The 17,877-nt window shown below is 38.3% G+C and carries 16 protein-coding genes; 9 read left to right on the top strand and 7 right to left on the bottom strand.

Going from position 1 to position 17,877, the window contains the following annotated elements; translation table 11 throughout:
• Complete coding sequence (locus SHI21_RS14565) at window positions 1-2,976, bottom strand: tail fiber domain-containing protein (RefSeq protein WP_323577456.1); 2,976 nt, start codon at window positions 2,974-2,976, stop codon at window positions 1-3.
• Entirely contained in the window at window positions 2,961-3,974 is a 1,014-nt protein-coding gene (locus SHI21_RS14560) for a tail protein X (RefSeq protein ID WP_323577455.1), read from the bottom strand. The genes SHI21_RS14565 and SHI21_RS14560 overlap by 16 nt, the downstream gene beginning before the upstream one ends.
• Window positions 3,975-4,177: 203 nt before the next feature.
• Here SHI21_RS14560 and SHI21_RS14555 point away from each other — a divergent pair, with 203 nt between their 5' ends.
• Window positions 4,178-4,663, top strand: a complete 486-nt coding sequence (locus SHI21_RS14555) for a YybH family protein (RefSeq protein ID WP_323577454.1) — start codon at window positions 4,178-4,180, stop codon at window positions 4,661-4,663.
• A gap of 42 nt (window positions 4,664-4,705) precedes the next feature.
• Here SHI21_RS14555 and SHI21_RS14550 read toward each other — a convergent pair whose 3' ends face one another.
• Window positions 4,706-5,863 carry a hypothetical protein gene (locus SHI21_RS14550; RefSeq protein ID WP_323577453.1) on the bottom strand — a complete coding sequence of 386 codons (1,158 nt, stop codon included), beginning with the start codon at window positions 5,861-5,863 and terminating at the stop codon, window positions 4,706-4,708.
• A 136-nt stretch (window positions 5,864-5,999) separates the two neighbouring features.
• On the opposite strand from SHI21_RS14550, the gene SHI21_RS14545 reads away from it, so the two are divergent.
• The 3 genes from SHI21_RS14545 (at window position 6,000) to SHI21_RS14535 (ending at window position 10,330) form a co-directional block, all read left to right on the top strand.
• Window positions 6,000-8,294, top strand: coding sequence for a PEP/pyruvate-binding domain-containing protein (locus tag SHI21_RS14545; RefSeq protein WP_323577452.1), 2,295 nt, complete (start codon window positions 6,000-6,002; stop codon window positions 8,292-8,294).
• On the top strand, window positions 8,272-9,756 hold the full coding sequence (locus SHI21_RS14540; protein ID WP_323577451.1) for an outer membrane protein assembly factor BamB family protein: 1,485 nt from the start codon (window positions 8,272-8,274) through the stop codon (window positions 9,754-9,756). The genes SHI21_RS14545 and SHI21_RS14540 overlap by 23 nt, the downstream gene beginning before the upstream one ends.
• A gap of 151 nt (window positions 9,757-9,907) precedes the next feature.
• On the top strand, window positions 9,908-10,330 hold the full coding sequence (locus tag SHI21_RS14535) for a hypothetical protein (protein WP_323577450.1): 423 nt from the start codon (window positions 9,908-9,910) through the stop codon (window positions 10,328-10,330).
• 1 nt (window position 10,331) lies between these two features.
• Here the strand turns inward: SHI21_RS14535 and SHI21_RS14530 are convergent, their stop codons facing one another.
• The 4 genes from SHI21_RS14530 to SHI21_RS14515 all read right to left on the bottom strand — a co-directional run bounded on the left by SHI21_RS14530 (window position 10,332) and on the right by SHI21_RS14515 (window position 13,367).
• Window positions 10,332-11,006 (bottom strand): hypothetical protein, encoded by a 675-nt coding sequence (locus SHI21_RS14530; protein WP_323577448.1) that lies wholly within the window; start codon window positions 11,004-11,006, stop codon window positions 10,332-10,334.
• Window positions 10,996-12,300 carry a guanine deaminase gene (gene guaD, locus SHI21_RS14525; protein WP_323577447.1) on the bottom strand — a complete coding sequence of 435 codons (1,305 nt, stop codon included), beginning with the start codon at window positions 12,298-12,300 and terminating at the stop codon, window positions 10,996-10,998. Before guaD ends, SHI21_RS14530 begins: the two co-directional genes overlap by 11 nt.
• A 74-nt stretch (window positions 12,301-12,374) precedes the next feature.
• Complete coding sequence (locus SHI21_RS14520; RefSeq protein WP_323577446.1) at window positions 12,375-12,731, bottom strand: hypothetical protein; 357 nt, start codon at window positions 12,729-12,731, stop codon at window positions 12,375-12,377.
• Window positions 12,732-12,815: 84 nt separating this feature from the next.
• The gene (locus tag SHI21_RS14515) at window positions 12,816-13,367 is read right to left on the bottom strand and encodes an NADPH-dependent FMN reductase (RefSeq protein ID WP_323577445.1); all 552 of its coding nucleotides are present in this window, start codon (window positions 13,365-13,367) and stop codon (window positions 12,816-12,818) included.
• Between the two features lie 214 nt (window positions 13,368-13,581).
• Between SHI21_RS14515 and SHI21_RS14510 the strand changes: the two genes are divergently transcribed.
• The 5 genes from SHI21_RS14510 (at window position 13,582) to SHI21_RS14490 (ending at window position 17,304) form a co-directional block, all read left to right on the top strand.
• A complete protein-coding gene (locus SHI21_RS14510) occupies window positions 13,582-13,770 on the top strand; it encodes a hypothetical protein (RefSeq protein ID WP_323577444.1) in 189 nt (62 codons plus the stop codon).
• A gap of 194 nt (window positions 13,771-13,964) precedes the next feature.
• Window positions 13,965-14,111: a hypothetical protein gene (locus SHI21_RS14505; RefSeq protein ID WP_323577442.1), complete on the top strand. Its 147-nt coding sequence runs from the start codon at window positions 13,965-13,967 to the stop codon at window positions 14,109-14,111.
• Between the two features lie 719 nt (window positions 14,112-14,830).
• Entirely contained in the window at window positions 14,831-15,223 is a 393-nt protein-coding gene (locus tag SHI21_RS14500; protein WP_323577441.1) for a hypothetical protein, read from the top strand.
• A 156-nt stretch (window positions 15,224-15,379) separates the two neighbouring features.
• Complete coding sequence (locus tag SHI21_RS14495; protein ID WP_323577440.1) at window positions 15,380-16,762, top strand: aspartate ammonia-lyase; 1,383 nt, start codon at window positions 15,380-15,382, stop codon at window positions 16,760-16,762.
• A gap of 362 nt (window positions 16,763-17,124) precedes the next feature.
• Window positions 17,125-17,304 (top strand): hypothetical protein, encoded by a 180-nt coding sequence (locus tag SHI21_RS14490; protein ID WP_323577439.1) that lies wholly within the window; start codon window positions 17,125-17,127, stop codon window positions 17,302-17,304.
• Window positions 17,305-17,877 lie beyond the last annotated feature (573 nt).

The following is a 17,877-nucleotide window of genomic DNA, read 5'->3' as shown; positions in this document are numbered from 1 at the left end:
TTATTTTTTGGCGAGTGCGTTTTCAATTTTCAGAAGACGCTCTCTTAATTCGTTGTTTTCTTTCTCAAGCTTCTCTACTCTTGAATCCAATCCAGCGACATGAGCAACTAATGTTTTAAACTTTGTATGAAGCTCTTTAATCGCCTGGATCACCGGTGCAACTAACCCCATATAAGAAACTGATTTATACCCATCACTACCTGTAATAACGGCTTCCGGGAAAACCTTTTCTACATCCTGAGCGATCACTCCGATTTGTTCACCTTCATTGTGTTGTTCTGGATCAATCCAAAAATATCTAACCCCAACAATTGAATCCAATCTTTTCAGGGCATCTGAAATAGGTCTGATATCTTTTTTAAGTCGTCTATCAGATGAACCTGTAACAGTTCCTGAAGCTAAAATATTACCGACAACATGAAGTTTTTGTGTTGGTGCATCTGTACCAATTCCAAAGAATCCTCCGGGAGTTATTCTGGCAATTTCATTTAGCCCGATACCGAATGTCATGGCCTTTCCACCGTATGCTGAGAAAAAGACTGTATCGGTAAAAAATGGCGCTGATGCATTTGAGTATCCAACAACGGCCTGAGCAGTTCCGCCAGCATCGTTAAATCCCATGGCAGAAAAACCGTTTGCCGCAGTATTTTGAACAGCAGCATTGTATGCAAAAGCGGCCCCGCTATTAATTGATAAAGTTGCACCATAGAATGCACTCGAAGAGATAGTTGTTCCGGTAATCGTTGGTGAATTTATTGAGGTTGCGGTAATCCCTCCAGTGACATCAAGCTTAGTCGTAGGGGCCGTATTTCCAATTCCGACGTAACCAGATTGATCGATAGTCATCGCCGATACAGGAATATTATTGATCCCTGGATTATTTGGGCTCACGAAAAAATCAATGGCCATCCCGCCTCGAGAATCAGCATTATAAAACTCAGTCGCTCTTGGATAAATTCCTGCTAAAAACTTTACCGGCTCTGTCGCGAAATCAGAGTCAGTCGACATAAACTTTATACCTACACCGTACTTTCCAGTAGTGTTCATGTTCCCAGTTACTAACTCAATTCCACTACCATTGTTTGCAAGTGCATTACTCGCAGCTGAATTATTTTCGAATCTGGCAACCAGACTAGCATTTCTGACATAAAATGGAACAGCAGAAGGGGCAGCAGCTCCAACCCCAAAATTACTTCCAATATAAAGTCTATTTGCTCCACCAGTCTGAACTAAGATTGTATCATTACTCGACATAATCCCTTCTGCCGATCCAGTAGAGCCTGTATTTTTAAATTCAATACCTGAAATTGTCCCACTCGTACTTTCTACTAATAATGGTGTTGCTGAGGCAGCAGTAATTCCCACTGTCGATCCAGAAATTGCTATTGGTGAATCTGCAAGAGTTGTGGCAGCACTATAATAAGGAATTTTTCCTATTGTTCCAGAACCACTCAAAGTTCCGGCCGGTAAATCGGCAGCAAGAATTGAACCGAATGAAACACCTACACCAGTTGTCGCTTTTAAATAATTTCCCGTTGTCGAAGTCGTCCATGCCGGCGCACCAGTTATGTTGGTACTTAAAAGAACACTGGGTGTTCCTGTGATAGCAAGACCGCTAATCGCAGACGTTCCGTTACCAAATAAAAGTTGATTCAATGTGAGAGAAGAACTTCCTGTTCCTCCGTTTGCTACGGCAACAACTCCTGAAACGTTTGTTGCAGTCCCATTTAATGTGGCCGTAATTGTTCCGGCACTAAAATTTCCAGAAGCATCTCTTTTAACGGCAGTGCTTACAGTATTGGTATTTGTTGAAGCATTCGCAATATTTGCCCCTGCTGCAATATTGGCCGCACTCACACCACCAACTTGAGCAACTGTCGCAGCTACAGATCCAGGACCTGCAGCTGTTGTCACGTCACCAGTAAGGGCCGTTAAAAAATTTCCACCAGATTGTTTTGAATCCAGTTGAGTTTGAATATCGGATGTCACTCCAGAGAGGTATTGAAATTTTGCATTACTCACACTTCCATCAGCAATCTTAGTTGCACTAAGAGCAGTAATTGTTGGATTGGGGTAAGTTCCAGAAAGATCCCCACCAGCTGCACCAGTAGGAGTTAAACTCGTTGCCGGAGTTGTCCAGCTAAGAACACCTGCTCCATTACTCGTTAAAACTTGTCCATTTGTTCCGACAGTTATTGGAAGAGTTAAAATAATATCAGCAGCAAGCGAAGCACTTGCCTTTAACGTGACATAATTAGCTGCACCTTTCAATTTTAGAAGCGTATCTAATTTAAGATCGCCGGTTAAAGTACCACCAGTGTTTGAAAGTTTTGCTCCTAAACCACTAACCACTTTTTCCCACGCTGTCCCATTATAAATAATCCAGTCGCCAATATCATATGTATCACCAGGGTTTGGATAATCCCCTGATACAGTCACAATATAATAGTCACCCGAATTAGGATTGGCCTCTAAAGCTGGAGTTTGCGTGGCCGCATTCCATGTCCCTAAATAGGTTTGTGAGCTTGCAAGGTTAGCAGGTCCCCAGCTTGTTCCATCAAATTTTAGAACTTGTCCCGATAGAGCATTCATTGAATCGAGTGTAAATGTAATGGGAAATGAAGCCTGTGCCGACGCAGAAGACAGAATTAATTCAAATGTACTCCCTACTAAAAGCGATAAAGCACTAGTGGCCACAGCAATAATCTGGGTATCAGATTTTGTATTGATACTCAAAGTTGTATCAACTCCATTGCGCTTAATTTTTAAACCAGTCACTGCAGCTAATCCCGCTCCATGAATTGAGACGATATTATTTGAAACATCAAACGATGACAGTGAAGCATTTAAAGAAGAATTCTTCGATTCAGTGCTTAGTGAAACCTTATCTTTTTTTCCATAGGCAATACACCCTTGGAAAACCAATGAGCCGACAATCAGAGCTGCCGAGCACTTTTTACTTATGGTGTTTCCCATGTATACCTCCAGAAAATATTTTGGCCATCTGTTGAATTGCCAGAAGCTTTGAGAATTGTTTTTTCATATCCTAAATAGAAAGATTGATTGCGAAGTTTTGCTTCGATTCCTGCTCCAGCACCATAACTTAACTTCGAATCAATTCCGGGAGCGGATCTTGGTAGTAGTACTTTTCCTGACAATGCATAAAGAAGACTTGCTTCTTGAAATTGATAAAATTCATTTTTATAGGCCGATTTAAAATGAGGCATACTCACCTTTTTTATTTCGACTGATGTGGCATTGGGACTGGTTAAAAAAAGCTCATCCCCCATTCCTACTTCAACTTGCCATTTTTTGTTATAAAAGAGTCCAACTCCCAGACTTGATGTCACAATATTTTTCTTAACAATATTAATTGAGTTATCACTTGAGAAATTAACGGCCTCTAAAAATAGCTTAGAGTAAATATCCACATCTGGATTAAAGCGCATCCCATAAACTACAGTTGCACCATAACTCATATCAGAGAGGGCCCTTGCATTTGAATTTTGATTTATATTTGAATCCTTTGCTGTCAGCTCTTTCCAACTAACTGAAGGAGACAACTGCCAGAAAAAAATCTGGTCAAAAATATCTGAGACTTCTCGAACATGATCAATAACAGGGGCAGCTTCAGGAATAACTACTGGTTCATTTTTTTCAATAACAGATTCAGTTACCGTGTTTTTACCAGAAGAACGCAAGACATAATTCCCAGGGACAATATTTCCGGACAAAACAATCTTCGTCCCTGGAAAAATCTTATTTCCTTTTTCGTATTTAATATCAGGATTGATTTTTAAGGTTTGCTCAAGAGCGCCACCTCTTCCATAAATGGGTTTGTAATCATTCTCATAAAGCACATCAGATAGTGTATCGCCTTTTTTAGCAATATATGTAAAAGCACTCGCAGATTGAGTACTAATTCCTGCAAGTGTAGAAAATATAAATAGAGTTTTGCTTACTTCTTTTAGCATTTAACCATCATTATACTGCTAAAAAAAAAATGAACAAATAAGACGGTACTTCCTACCTAGATTCGGTAAGCAAAACATTTTCATTTGTTAAGCTTTCTTGATAATTGATAAGACACACACTAAACATTGTCACCTCTTCCTCATTCGATAAACGGAATTAATTTTGCACATATCTTTTCAAGTGCATAATCAAGGAGGATTCTATGGAAAATTTAAATACTCAATTACCCCGGTACGACCATAAAACTTACCAAAGAGATGAAGTCTACCAAACTTTAGAGAGTTTTGCAGAGGCCATTCGCGAAGGAGATATTAAGCACATCATGTCTTTTTATTCCGATGATATTATTGCGTACGATATGATGCCGCCTTTAGAATTTGCGGGGAAAGATAAATATCAAAAATCATGGCAAGAGTTTTTTATAAATTACTTTAAATTCCCGGTTCATTTTGACTATGACAAACAGAAGTTTACGATTGAGGGCGATGTCGCTTTTACTCACGCTCTTGTGCATATGAGCGGTGAACCAAAAAATGGTGAAGAAAAAGTTGATATGTGGATGAGAAATACGACTTGTCTAAAAAAGTTTGGTGACAAGTGGCTTATCACTCATGAGCATAATTCACTTCCTTTGGATAATCAGATGAAGGGATTGGCCAATTTACATCCTGAGAATTTACTCCATTAATAAAACTAAGCCCCATCAGGTCTTCCTGTGGGGCAGTTTAAATTATTTAAGTAAATCCCTCATTCGGGCAAGCTCTCTCTTTTCATCTGGAGGAATATCAGTTCCACCTGATCCGCTGTATCCGAACTGAACACCTTCTTCATATAGCGCATAACATTTTTTTGCTAAAGCAGTTTTAGGATAAAGTCTTATGCAATCTTTTAAATACAGATCACTTAATGTAAAAAAATACGTGTTGCTTAAGCGACGTTCAGCAATGGCCAGCCAGTATAATATTAATGGAGCATTTTGAGTTTGAGGATGATCATTAAGATATTTCGATAAAATCCCGGATGCAATCAATAGAGTAATATCATTGTCACTCCCTGTTTGCTCTTTAAGTTCTTCCAATGGACTCAAATGAGTCTTTATGAACTGCTCGATAGAATCGACTTTACTTGCATCAAATTTTTTCCAGGGTGTAAGTGAGCTACTCCATGAATTTAATGTTGTTTTGGCCAGTATTGGAAGTCGAAGATCCGTTTTATACTTATTCACAAAATCATTCGCCTTTTTATAATTAAAGGATATTTTTGTATGAATTGAAATCATTCTTCTTAATGATGAATACAGTTCGTGAGATCTGGATTCTTTAAGTGCCTTTTCAAGTGCTAGGTTTAAATATTTTTCAGAATCATCAAATCGACGTATAAGATATAAGTAATTACCAAATGCATAATCAGATTCAAAATCTTCCCTGCGTGCTTTATTGACAGCATCCCCGAAAGCATTAGCAGTTCCATGAGCTGATAATTGACTATGGCAAGAAATACACAGCGAGGTCAAAGCATCAAGGCGCTTTTGAGCAAAAGCAAAATTATTATTTTGAACTGATACAATAGTATCGGCCAAATGAGAATTCATCGTATCCAGACTTGGCCTGAAGCCAGGTCTTTGAAAATACTCCACATGCTTTGCGCTTTTAAAAAACTCAGAGATATCTGTGAGGTTTTTAATCAGTTCAGCTTTTTTGGCCGGATCCTTTTTTAAAGCTTCAATGCTATTTTCATCTGAATAAACATACGGAATAACCTTAATAAAAGACTCATATACCCCACTCATGATGGCCTTTGCTTGAACTTTGGAGTCATCATTGACGGCCTCAGTATTCGCATTTGCCGTATTAAAAGACAAAGCTAGTATCAGTAGCAACAATTTCATTAATCCACCTCTGTTAGTTTATCTGTCATGCTAACTGAATAATGAGAAAGATTACTATGATCAATGTCAGTATATTTTAAATAAAGGCTGACACACATCATACTCTTTTTCCCCTGCACACTATAACTTGATCCATATGAGTACTTATTATTTTGATCAAATTACAAAGAAAGATAATTTTTTAGGCGGAAAAGGCTTCACTTTAGGTCTTATGAAGAATGCAGGCTTCCCCGTTCCTGATGGTTTAATCCTGACCGAAATGCCGGTTAGTGATAAAGAATGGGATGAAATCTATTCGTGGTGGAAAAAACAATCTTCGCCAAAACTTGCGATCAGGAGTTCGGCCATCGGAGAAGATTCAAGTGAGCAAAGTTTCGCTGGACAAAATTCTAGTTATTTAAATATCGACAACGAAACTGGAATTAAGACGTCTATTAAAAATTGCTTTCAATCCATGTATAAAAAATCCAGTGCTCTTTACCGTGAACACTTTTTGAAAGAAAGATCAGATTTGGTGAAAATGAACGTCGTTTTACAGGTGATGGTAAACCCAAAGCTCTCTGGTGTCTTCTTTAGTGTCGACCCAAGAACCAATGAAGCAGGATGGATAATTGAAGCGATAGAAGGACTTGGTGAAGACCTTGTGTCCGGGAAAAAAACACCATGGCATTTTGAAGAAAAAAAAGTGGCAACAACAAAGCTTTTCAACATAGAAGAACTTGTCAACACAGGTATCGCCATTCGCAATTTTTTTGGCCACGAAATTGATATCGAGTGGGCCATAGATCAAGACAATAAACTAAAAATATTACAGGCCCGTCCTATTACCGCTCTCTCAGGTAAATCTGAAGAAAAAAGAATTATTGAAGAAGAATTAAAACGCTTAAAGTCGACCTATCCAACAAATACATTATGGGATGGAGGAACTTTTGCTGAATGGAATGGTCCTCCCAGCGAATTAACTTTTAGCATATGGAAGGAAGCATTTTCGAAACAACATGCTTTTTCCAAAGCACTTAAGAAGTTGGGTTATTTAGGTATTGATGAAGAACTTCCAAATGAATCACATTCTTTACTAGAGAGAATTTTTAATCGTGGTTATGTAAACATCTCCATGCTGGCCCCACTCTACTTTGGGCCCATCCCGTATCGCCTAGAACTTAAAAGCACACCTAAGTTAAAATTTGATTTTAAAAAGATGACTTTAAAAATGTTCATTCTCACACCTTTTACAATGCTGAGAATGCTAAAAGTAGGACTTCGTCTTTCAACACAAAGACAACAGTGGCTTTTGGAATGTGCAAAAGAGCTAACCGTTTTTTCTGATAAATCTTTTCGTGTAAAAGAACTGGATCATTATCAAAAAATCTCTGACCTAGAATTACATGAACTTTTTCAGAGAGAAGTAACACTTTTCTATGAAGATCATTTAACATGGCCATTAGTTCTTATCACTTTGATTGAATCAACCTCGCAAAGTCTTAGATCACTTTTAAAAGGGGTCCTTCCCCACGATGAAATTGATAAATGCTTAAACCAATGGTTATCCATCGGCATTCATACTGTGACAATGGAGATGAATGAGGATTATAAAAAAGCGTCTAATGACCCGGCCAAAAGAATTCATTTTATGCAGAAGTATGGCCATCGCGGTCCTGGAGAACTTGAATTGTCTCATCCCAGATGGATGGAACTTTCTGATAATGCTTTTTTCAAATCTTCAGCAGACGAAAGAGCAATGAATAACTCTAGTTTAAAATCGGTTGAGTCAGAAATTAATGAACTTAAAACATATAAAAAACAAGTTATAGAAAAAGAATGGAAACTTTTGCGTGACATGCTTGAGCTTAGAGAAAAATGGAAAATGAGTCTACTTTCTCCATACTCACATATACGTTATATCGCTTTAGAAATTTCTAAGCGAAACAAAATCGGTAATGAAATATTCTGGCATTCTTTCCAGGAAATTTTAAACAACGACTTTAATCTTTCAAGAGCAAAAAAAAGAAGAGATACCACTGAATTGAGTAAGTCTGTTTATTTACCAACGATACTGGAGCTCTCAAAGCTTGAAAACATTCTGACCAGTAAAGATGAATCAAATATAAAATCTTTCAATGGCATGGCCTTGTCTCCTGGATTAGTTTTTGGTGAAGTGAGGGTTGTGAATTCTCCGGATAATATTGATGTTGATAACTGGCCGAAAAATACGATCTTAGTCGCAGAGTCAACTGACCCTGGATGGACAGGATTATTCTTAAAATCAAAGGCCGTGATTGTGGAAAAGGGAGGCGTGCTCTCTCATTGCGCAATCGTTGCCCGCGAAATGAACTTACCTGCTGTAAGTGGGATCAAACAATGTCACCTCCGTTTTAAGGATGGCGATAAAATCTGGGTGGATGGGAATAATGGACGTATTACACTGGCTTAGCCAAAATCATGAACTTGCCACCAAAGGATTTATTCCGGGAATTATCCCTACTGTCTTTATACCACTGACAGCCTTGACAGTAGCGCTTACATCTCTGGCAAGTTTAGTGGCAGGCTGGTTTGGAATTAAGTTGCACACTGAAGGACCAAAGCAGTTCCTTGAAGTGCTATTAAAAAAACGTGTGCTTATTTCCATGATGATTATGAATCTTCTTGGATGGGGAATTTATAAAAGCTACATCTATATAGATACGCTACCAAGTTTCATTTATACAATTGAGCATTATTCAAATAAAAATGCACATCCTTCATATGAAGTTTATCCGGACTCTCGCTTTCGCAAGCACAATTATGATAACAACATTACTTCTTCACCAATCAGTTCACTAAAGCTCATAAATGAAACTAAAATATCCAAAGGTGCTTTTAGGTCAGGAGTCATCTCAGGAAACTCTATTTTTTATGGTTCTGATGATGGAAAGATTTATGAGTTTGACAAAAAAAGTCTGGCCATAAAAAGAGCTTTTTTCATTGGCACTCAGGTAACAACAAGACCCATTATTTATAAAAATAGACTTTTTGCTGGAGAAGGAAATCACTCCACTCACCATGCGAGAATTTACTCTTTTAATTTAAGCACTGGTAAGTTTATTAATGCTTTCAACACAGCTGGACACACGGAAGGCCAGCCCCTTATTGAAAACTTTCAAGACAAAGAAGTAATGTTCATTACTGGTGGTAACGATGGACTCTATGCACTCGATCCTATGACGATGAAAGAATTATGGCATCGTAAAGATGGACATCTTGATGCAACGGTCTCGGTACAAAATGGAATTATTTATTCAGGAACAGGAGTAGAAAAAGGAACTGTTCGAGATAGAAGCTATGCTATCGCTTACGAATTTCAGACAGGCAAAACGATTTGGAAAAAAGAGCTACCACTTTCAAATTGGATGCATCCGGTGATCACTGAAAAAGATGTATGTTTTGCTCTCGGTGAGATCTATGTCAAATCGTCTATTGGTCTTCTCCACTGTTTGGATAAAAAATCTGGTAATCCACACTTTTCTATCCCCTTTGATGCTCCCTTAACTTCAAAACCTCTTTATCTAAAAAAACAGGATCAAGAGTTTATCTTTCTCGCAGACATAAATGGAAATGCATGTGGAGTTAATCTCAATCTAAAAGAAAAAATGTGGTGTCATTCAACATCTCAAACGCCAATAAGTAATTCAATGACGAGTTTTGAGTACGCCCCTCAAAGTGGATTATTGTGGTATCCAAGTTTCAACAATGGATTATTTGCAATCGAACCTGAAAGTGGAAAAATTCTTTCACACTGGGTGCCATCCAGTACTCAGTCTAAATGGAATGAAAATTATGCATCCATCAGTGTGGATGGAAGCAATCTTTACCAAATGGATATCGATGGTAATTTGAGGATGTTTCAAGTTAATTAAGGATTTAGAAATTTCAGGCCTTAGCAAACTTGTAGTTTTGCAACTGCACTACCACAAGTCTGCTGGCACCTATAAATTTTACACGAAAATAGTGGTGCTCCTTATTTGTGCTATCAATTATGTACATAACAAAAAAAATGGAGTCACTAGAATGAAATCACTAATTATTTTTGCGATTGCACTTACCACTTCACTTCCTGCATTTGCTGGTCATGCAACAATGTACAAATTAAACTGCCAGGATGAATCAAAACAATTCAAGCTTGATCTAAAAGTCATCAATTATTACTCTAGAGTAGAAAATCTTAATGAAGCTTATGAGATTAAGTTAACTAACTCTAAGCAGAAGTTGAAAATTGTATCAGAAGGGAATTGGGATATCGCAGATGGTGTTCGTATTAGAGTTCAATTAGACAACACAAAAGATGCTATCGTAAAATATGAAGATACTGACGGCTCAATAAAAACATTGGAAATGGAATGTACTGTAAAAATTGGTAAAAGATATGCCGATTTCTACGCTAAACATAACATGCTATTCCCTTACGTAGATAAAGGTGACAGAGACCTTTAACTTAAAGAATCCATTTTTTATCATCAGATATTTGTAGAGTCCGCGCTTTCTCAACACGTTTGGGAGAGCGCTCAATACCCAGAGCATTTAACCCATTCTTATTGGCCGCAGCCAGAATACTTCCCTCACCACAAAATGGGTGAACGACTCTCGTTGAATTCGTATGAGTCGCAATGAACTTAGTGATCATCAAACAGTTCTCAAGCCCCATTCCACGCACCCAAGTCTTATCCCCCAGGTCACCGATCACATCGGGAGTCGAACGAGACATATCGTGAAGTCTGACGTTTTTCGAAAAACATAAAATGTGTGAATAAGAAGGTTTTCCAAAAGTCGCGATTCCTGCAGGAACACGGCATACAACTTTATGCCAAAGCTGCTCCATCCCTACACTCTCCGCTGCTTTTTGAACCAAATAGGCCTTATCAACCCAAACGCCTTCGTACTTAATGTCTGACTGATAAAAAACTGCCACACCGTCATCTGGACAGCGAGACATGATAAGCGCAGCAGTTGTCGTGAACCACTCTTTCCACTGCGCTAATGTAGTATTAGTAAACTCAGAAATATCCGGCATTGAAGCGACAACAGAGGCCCCCTCAAATTTGTCGTGGGCCTTTAGCCATTCAATGGCATCACCACATTCAACAATACGCTCTGGATTTTTATTCTCCATAAACCTGAGTGCCTGCTACATACACGGCCTTTGTAGCGCGGTCATCACCAAGAGTCATAAGGATGAAGAGAACTTCATGAATATCTTTGCAGTAACTCATTCTGAAATCCATTAATGGAGTTGATTTTAAATCAAGCACCACAAGATCTGCTTCCATTCCAGGTGCAATCGATCCGATTTTATCATCAAGGTAAAGAGAGTTCGCTCCACCTTTAGTTGCCAAATAGAAAGCACATGCTGAAGATAATGAATACCCTTGAAGCTGAGCAATCTTATAAGACTCATTCATTGTCTGAAGATGAGAAAAACTTGTTCCAGCACCGATATCAGTTCCAAGTCCTACGCGAACCGGGCGCTTTTTATCTTTTGCTCGCTCGAATGGGAATAAACCACTTCCTAAAAATTCATTTGAAGTTGAGCAATGGCATACGCACGCTCCTGTTTTATGAATTCTCGTGAATTCTTCTTCAGTTAAGTGAACACCGTGAGCAAGTAGAGATCTCTCTCCTACTAGTCCGTAGTGATCATAAACATCGAGATAGCTTTTTCTTTCTGGGAATAAATCTTTTACCCATGCAATCTCTCCAAGATTCTCAGAGATGTGAGTGTGCATGTATGTTCCCGGGCTTTCCTTCCAAAGGGCACCGGCAAGTTCTAATTGCTCTGGAGATGACGTTGGAGCAAAACGTGGAGTCACGGCATATGAAAGTCTTCCTTTGCCATGCCATTTTTTGATTAATGCTTTCGAGTCATCATAAGCACTTTGAGCAGTGTCAGTTAAAGCAGCAGGAGCATTTCTGTCCATCAGTACTTTACCGGCAACCATTCTTAAATTAAGTTTTTGAGCTTCTTCAAAGATGGCATCAACTGAATGCGGGTGAACTGTACAGAACACGGCAGATGTTGTTGTTCCGGCGCGAAGACTTTCTTGAACGAAAACTTTTGCGATCTTTTCAGCGTGTGAGTAATCAGCAAACTGTTGTTCAGCAATGAACGTATAATTATTAAGCCAGTCAATTAATTGCTTACCATAGGCCCCGATAATTTGAGTCTGAGGGTAATGAACGTGAGTATCAACGAAACCCGGAATGATTAACGAGTCTGTATAAACTTTAATTTCAGCTCCCGCTGGAATTTTGTCTTTTAGATTTTTGTAAGATCCGAATTCTGTGACCTTGCCATCTTGAAGAAATATTAGACCATCACTTTCATAATGAATTGAAGCTTGGTCGCCAACGATAAATGGGTCTGCTTTAAAGCTTAGAGCTTGTCCGCGAAGTATTTTTGTTTTCATAGGCGCTCTTATAGCAAAAAAAAAAGGGTTCCACCAGATCAATGATCCGATGGAACCCTTTTAGATTTTAAAATTTATTTAATAACGCTTGATACTGTTGTTGCGTCTAGAGATTCGCAGTTTACAGCTTGAGCCACGTTAACTTTTTTACCTGGAGCTACTTGAAGGTACAAGTAAGCAAGGTCTACAGCTTTACCGTTAACAGATACTTGTGTGTATTGACCGTTAGCAACTTTTGCTAAAGATACAGACTTAACAGTTGATACTGTTGCTGTTGTGTCACCACAAAGTTCGCAGTACTCAGCAACTACTGAACCTTTTTGTAATAATAGAGCAGCTCTTTCAGCTTCTCCTTGAGAAATGTATGCACATTGGTCTGCCATAGCAGTGATTGAGAAAAGAGTTGCAACTGTAAATAGAAGTGCTTTCATATGTTCGTCTCCATAGGTTTGTTTAATGGAGAGCTTGTAACACAAAAAAGCACGGCTCTTCTCTCTTATGAACTTTTTACAGGACTATTCTTTCTTCTGAGCATAAACAATAAATTCATTCACCAGTTTCTGCAGTCTTTCCTCTCTTTTGGGATCGACAAGTTTGCCCTCCTCATCAAAAGCTTTATCAGCTTTAGGTAGAGCAAAGACTGAAGGGTAAACAAAGTTCCCCAGAGTTTCAAAAGAAGGCTTCGTATGAATCAAGGCCCTCATTGATCCCAGCTCTCCAGGAGATGCTCCTAAAAGAAGAATTTGTTTCTTAGCGAGGTCCAGAGGCTTCACACGCGACAACCAATCAATCGTATTTTTTAACGGGCTTGAGATAGAGGCATTGTACTCCGGTGAAGAAATAATAATGGCATCGGCTTCACCTACAAGTTTTGATAATTTTTGTACGCTTTCAGGAATTCCTTTTGCTTCAATGTCGCCATCGTAAACTGGAAACTGCAGTTCTTGCAAATCGACCAGAGTTGTTTCTACATCTTTATTACTTTTGACTAAGACATTTGCAACCCTCACTAATTTTTTATTAAGAGAATCTTTTCTTAAACTTCCTGCAAATAATAAAATTTTCATTTTGTTTTTTCCTTTTAGCGTATTTATTTTATCAACTATTTTTTGTTAATAACTCTTCATTAAAACTATTCAAAATTAATTCCATCACCTTTTTCGCCACGAGAACTTAACCAATTTGCCTCAAGTATGTCTGTTAAGCAAAAAAAAACGGATAAAAACCTTGGCACCAAACATGCTTAACCCATTTCAGGTAAAAACAACCATGGAGGACTCAGTGGTACAAGACAAAAAATTCTCTTCAGGAAAAAAAGCAACAACTGACACGTCTAAGAACTTAGACAACAGAAAAGGGCATATGCATACCCCAGATAAAGATACTGCACACTCTGGATCTATGAAAGACCAAAATCTTTCAAAAGATAAAGACATCGGCTCAAAGCGCGACGTTGGTTCACGTAAGTAATTTAAAAAAATTATTAATGGGTGAAGTTATCTTCACCCATTAACGAAAAAGATAAATTGAATATTGACCATACAAAAATTAAAACACATTCGTTATTTGATATCGTAATTGGTATCGGTGTTAATGTAGAGGGCCTGACAAGAGTCTTTCCCTCTACATTCTCCACAGAAATAATAAAACGAGAATATATATAGATGAAAGTGAAACCCAATTATAAACTCCCATCTTTTCGATTTGGTTTCATGGAAGTCGTAACAGTGGCCGCTCACGCGGTCACTGCTTCTTTTTTAGTCAATGCAATTGCCAAAAAAAGAACTCAATATTTAAAAATGCAATTATAAGTGTTACGCCAGGATGGACTGATACTTTTAATTTTTCTTTAAATACTGCTCAATCGCAGCTCCCTTTTATCGGCCGAATGGTCTATGAAATGGTACAAGTGAAAAGGGCTTCTCAATTCTTTTTAAATTCATCTGCAAAGACTATGACTACTTTATGTGCAGCAGTTTATAATTATTGATTTAAATGGATCATTTTAGTTTGATGAAACGTTCTCTGCTGCACTTGTTTATTTTTATTCCATACCCTTTACCTTTGTCATTGTTGCACAATCCAATTTTGCCTCGTAGATCTTCACAAATTTGTCCCAGCACCCTATGGTACTCACCTCTTTTCAACTAGATTGAGTGGGTGCTCAACACCAAAAGATTGGCATAAAAGATGCTTTATATTTAGATGACGGAACTAGAAGATTCCAACACGGACCAAGTTGGAACAGCAGAATAGATGAAGTGAAAAGGTCAAGGTCGTTGTTCGGTATTGTGAGTGATCACGATAGTAAAGCTGGATCTCTACTTATTGAATCGAAGCCGTTGTATAAGATGGCAGATGATTACCTTAAGAGGATGACAATTACAAAGAACTCAGTGAAGAAACCAATTATCAGTCTTACGTTTTACACACTGTGATCTTTCTCGAAACGACAAACATTTATGACTGAATTTATTATATTGTTACTCATTGTTAAAAAACAAAGCACGACAAGATTAAGGAGGATTATATGTCGCCGGAACTTAAAAACTATTACTCAACGAAACAAAGAAGAATGGCATTTTATATTGTTGAAAACGATATCAACAATGAAGAAAACCCACCAGAAATCGCAGCGATTATTGGGTTAGATAAAGAGCTAGAAGCCGCTTTCTATGCAGCGAGAAGACCTCCGCTAGAAAAGCCGGCAATACATGCGGGAATTAGAATTAACCGTGATGTGAATAAGAAAGAAAAAATTACTAATAATAAAAAAGAGAAAGAATCTGTTGTGAAGAAAATAGCTAAAAGAAATGGAATGTATTGTCCAAGCTTGCCCACTCAATGGAGAAATAATTCAGACATTATCATTCCGAAAGCAGAATTTGGACATTTCACTACTACTAAAAGGAAAGGTCTATAAGATGAAATACATGTTACTAGATTCTATATTGTAAAGCGCTGAAGACATCTATGAAAAAATTAGAAAGTATTTGGCGCTTTTTTTATGTCCAAAAAAAATCCCCTATTAATTTAATCAAATCTAAAACCACATCCACTACTACTAAGGAAATTATTTATGCGTATTGAAAAAGACGGTCTTGGCGAATTATCAATCCCCGAGGATGTTTACTATGGTATTCAGTCTTTTCGTGCCTCAAAGAATTTTCCAATCAGTGGCACACAGGTACACCCGGAACTTATAAAAACATTTCTTTTATTAAAAAGAGCATGTGCTGTGGCCAATGAAAAAGCACAGGTACTTGATAATGAAAAATCAACTGCGATTCAAGATGCAGTTGATAAATTATTAGGTGAAGACTACTTAAAACATTTTATCGTCGATGCTTATCAGGCAGGTGCTGGTACATCTCAAAATATGAACGCCAATGAAGTGATTGCCAATAAAGCGAATGTTTTACTGGGGGGAGGCCTTGGGACTTATGATCACATTCACCCAAACGATCATGTGAATATGTCACAAAGTACCAACGATACTTATCCAACAGCAATGAGACTTGCGACTCTCAACTTATCAAAGCAGTTAGTTCTTGAACTTCAAAGACTCTCTCATGCTTTTAAAGATAAGGCGCAGGAGTTCGATTTAGTCATTAAATCAGGACGCACACATCTTCAGGATGCTGTGCCGATTCGCCTAGGACAAGAGTTCGGAGCTTACGAGACAACGATAGATCATCTCATCGAGATTCTTATCTACTCTCAGGATTACCTGCGCGAGTTAGGTCTCGGAGGTTCTGCAGTAGGAACAGGTATAAATGTTCCTCATGGTTTTAGAGATTACGCTTTAATTGAATTGCAGGAGTATTTTGAAGATGAAGATCTTCATATGGCAGAAAATATGTGCTCAGCTATGCAGTCTCAACTCCCGATGATGGTTTTCTCCAATGCACTTCGAGTGATCGCACTTGAACTCACTCGTATCTGTAATGACCTTAGGCTTTTAAGCTCAGGGCCCGCCAATGGTTTAGGCGAAATCAATCTTCCTTCTACACAACCAGGCTCAAGCATTATGCCGGGAAAAGTAAATCCCTCTATTCTTGAAATGGCCAATCAGGTTTTCTACAAGGTTTTAGGCAATGATCAGGCGATGGCCTATGCAATCCAAGCGGGTCAACTCGAACTCAATGTCATGATGCCCGTGATGGCCCAATTAGCATTGGAGTCGACACACATTCTTACGAATACATTAAAAACTCTCCGCGAACTTTGTATCAATGACATCGAGGCCAACGTTGAAGTCTGTGCGAAGTATGCTGCTCAGACATCTCAGATCGTCACGGCCTTGAATCCGGTCATTGGATACGCAAAAGCAGCAGAGCTAACCAAAGAATCCCTGAGAACTAAAAAGACGGTTATTGAGCTTGTGAGAGAGCAAGGGCTACTGTCTGAAGATCAAATCAAAGACCTGCTCGATCCAAAAAAATTAACTGTCCCCCATTAGGACGTCTCGTGGCATTATTCTGGGAATTACGCCCCGAGCAATAATGTCGGAAACGGGTTTTCAAAGTGTTTCAGTCAAGAATATTCGGCATACGTAATGCATTTATAAAATATAAGGAAATACAAGGCCGCGACTCCTTCTATTTTCCATATGAACTTCTCATCAGATAGCTAACTACCATCCTAGTTATTTGATCCCATCCACGAATAGGTCACTAAGTGGTGACCTTTTCTGGGGAGGAAAGAAGTCTACTCTGACATTGTTTTTGGTCTTTCTTACATTTGGCCCTGAGCTTGCTCTATTTATTAGTAACCACGAAGAACTTGTGGCCCTAAAAAAAGAACTTAATCAGGAGAACTTATATGAGCGAGAACAACCAAGGAGAAAATGGATTATTCGAAATGCTCGAAGAAACTCTTCCTGCTTATGAATACCAGGGCAACTCTTCTAAAAATCATGAAAGCTTTTCCAGCAATAATGATGAAGAGCACAAGTTAGAATTCCTGGTTCAAGACATGTTTTTAGATCACTTCTTTCCTTAATATTTTTCTATGACCAACTCACCATCCACGAAAAAACCATTCATCAGAATGGTTTTTTTGTTCGTATTCAGACTAAATAAATCGGGATTACGGGGCATTTTTTTGAGGAATCATGCCACAGACGCAGATCTCACAAACGTATTTTCAAATATTTCCAAATGCCAAAAATTGGCACCTCTTCTGCATATTGTATTAGTAAGAAGCCGAGGTAAGTCGCAAGACAAACCAAAGTGGACGGATCGCAAGGCAGAAGTGAAAAAGTAATTGTAATAACTCCTGCACAGACCTGATGACAGAATAAGAATTGCCCACTCGAAGAGAGAACGAAAGTTCGATTCAATGGTAGGTGAAAAACGGGAAAGGTAAAACTTTCGTCCGCTCTTAAACTTGAAACTTAGTCTGGTTCCAAAATTTCAGTTAGAAGCCACTCGCAAGAGTGGCTTTTTATAAAAACTTTTTGGATTGTTTAGCTAAAGTAGAGGAAAAAATTAAATGTTAAAGTCTAACTTATTATGCGCATTTATTGCACTGATAACGGCTGTAACTATTTCGTCTGCTTTTGCTAAAGGATAC

This window comes from Bacteriovorax sp. PP10, from assembly GCF_035013165.1.
Taxonomy (GTDB): domain Bacteria; phylum Bdellovibrionota; class Bacteriovoracia; order Bacteriovoracales; family Bacteriovoracaceae; genus Bacteriovorax; species Bacteriovorax antarcticus.
The sequence above is the reverse complement of the archived record's forward strand: the minus strand, read 5'-3'. Positions and strand labels throughout refer to the sequence as shown.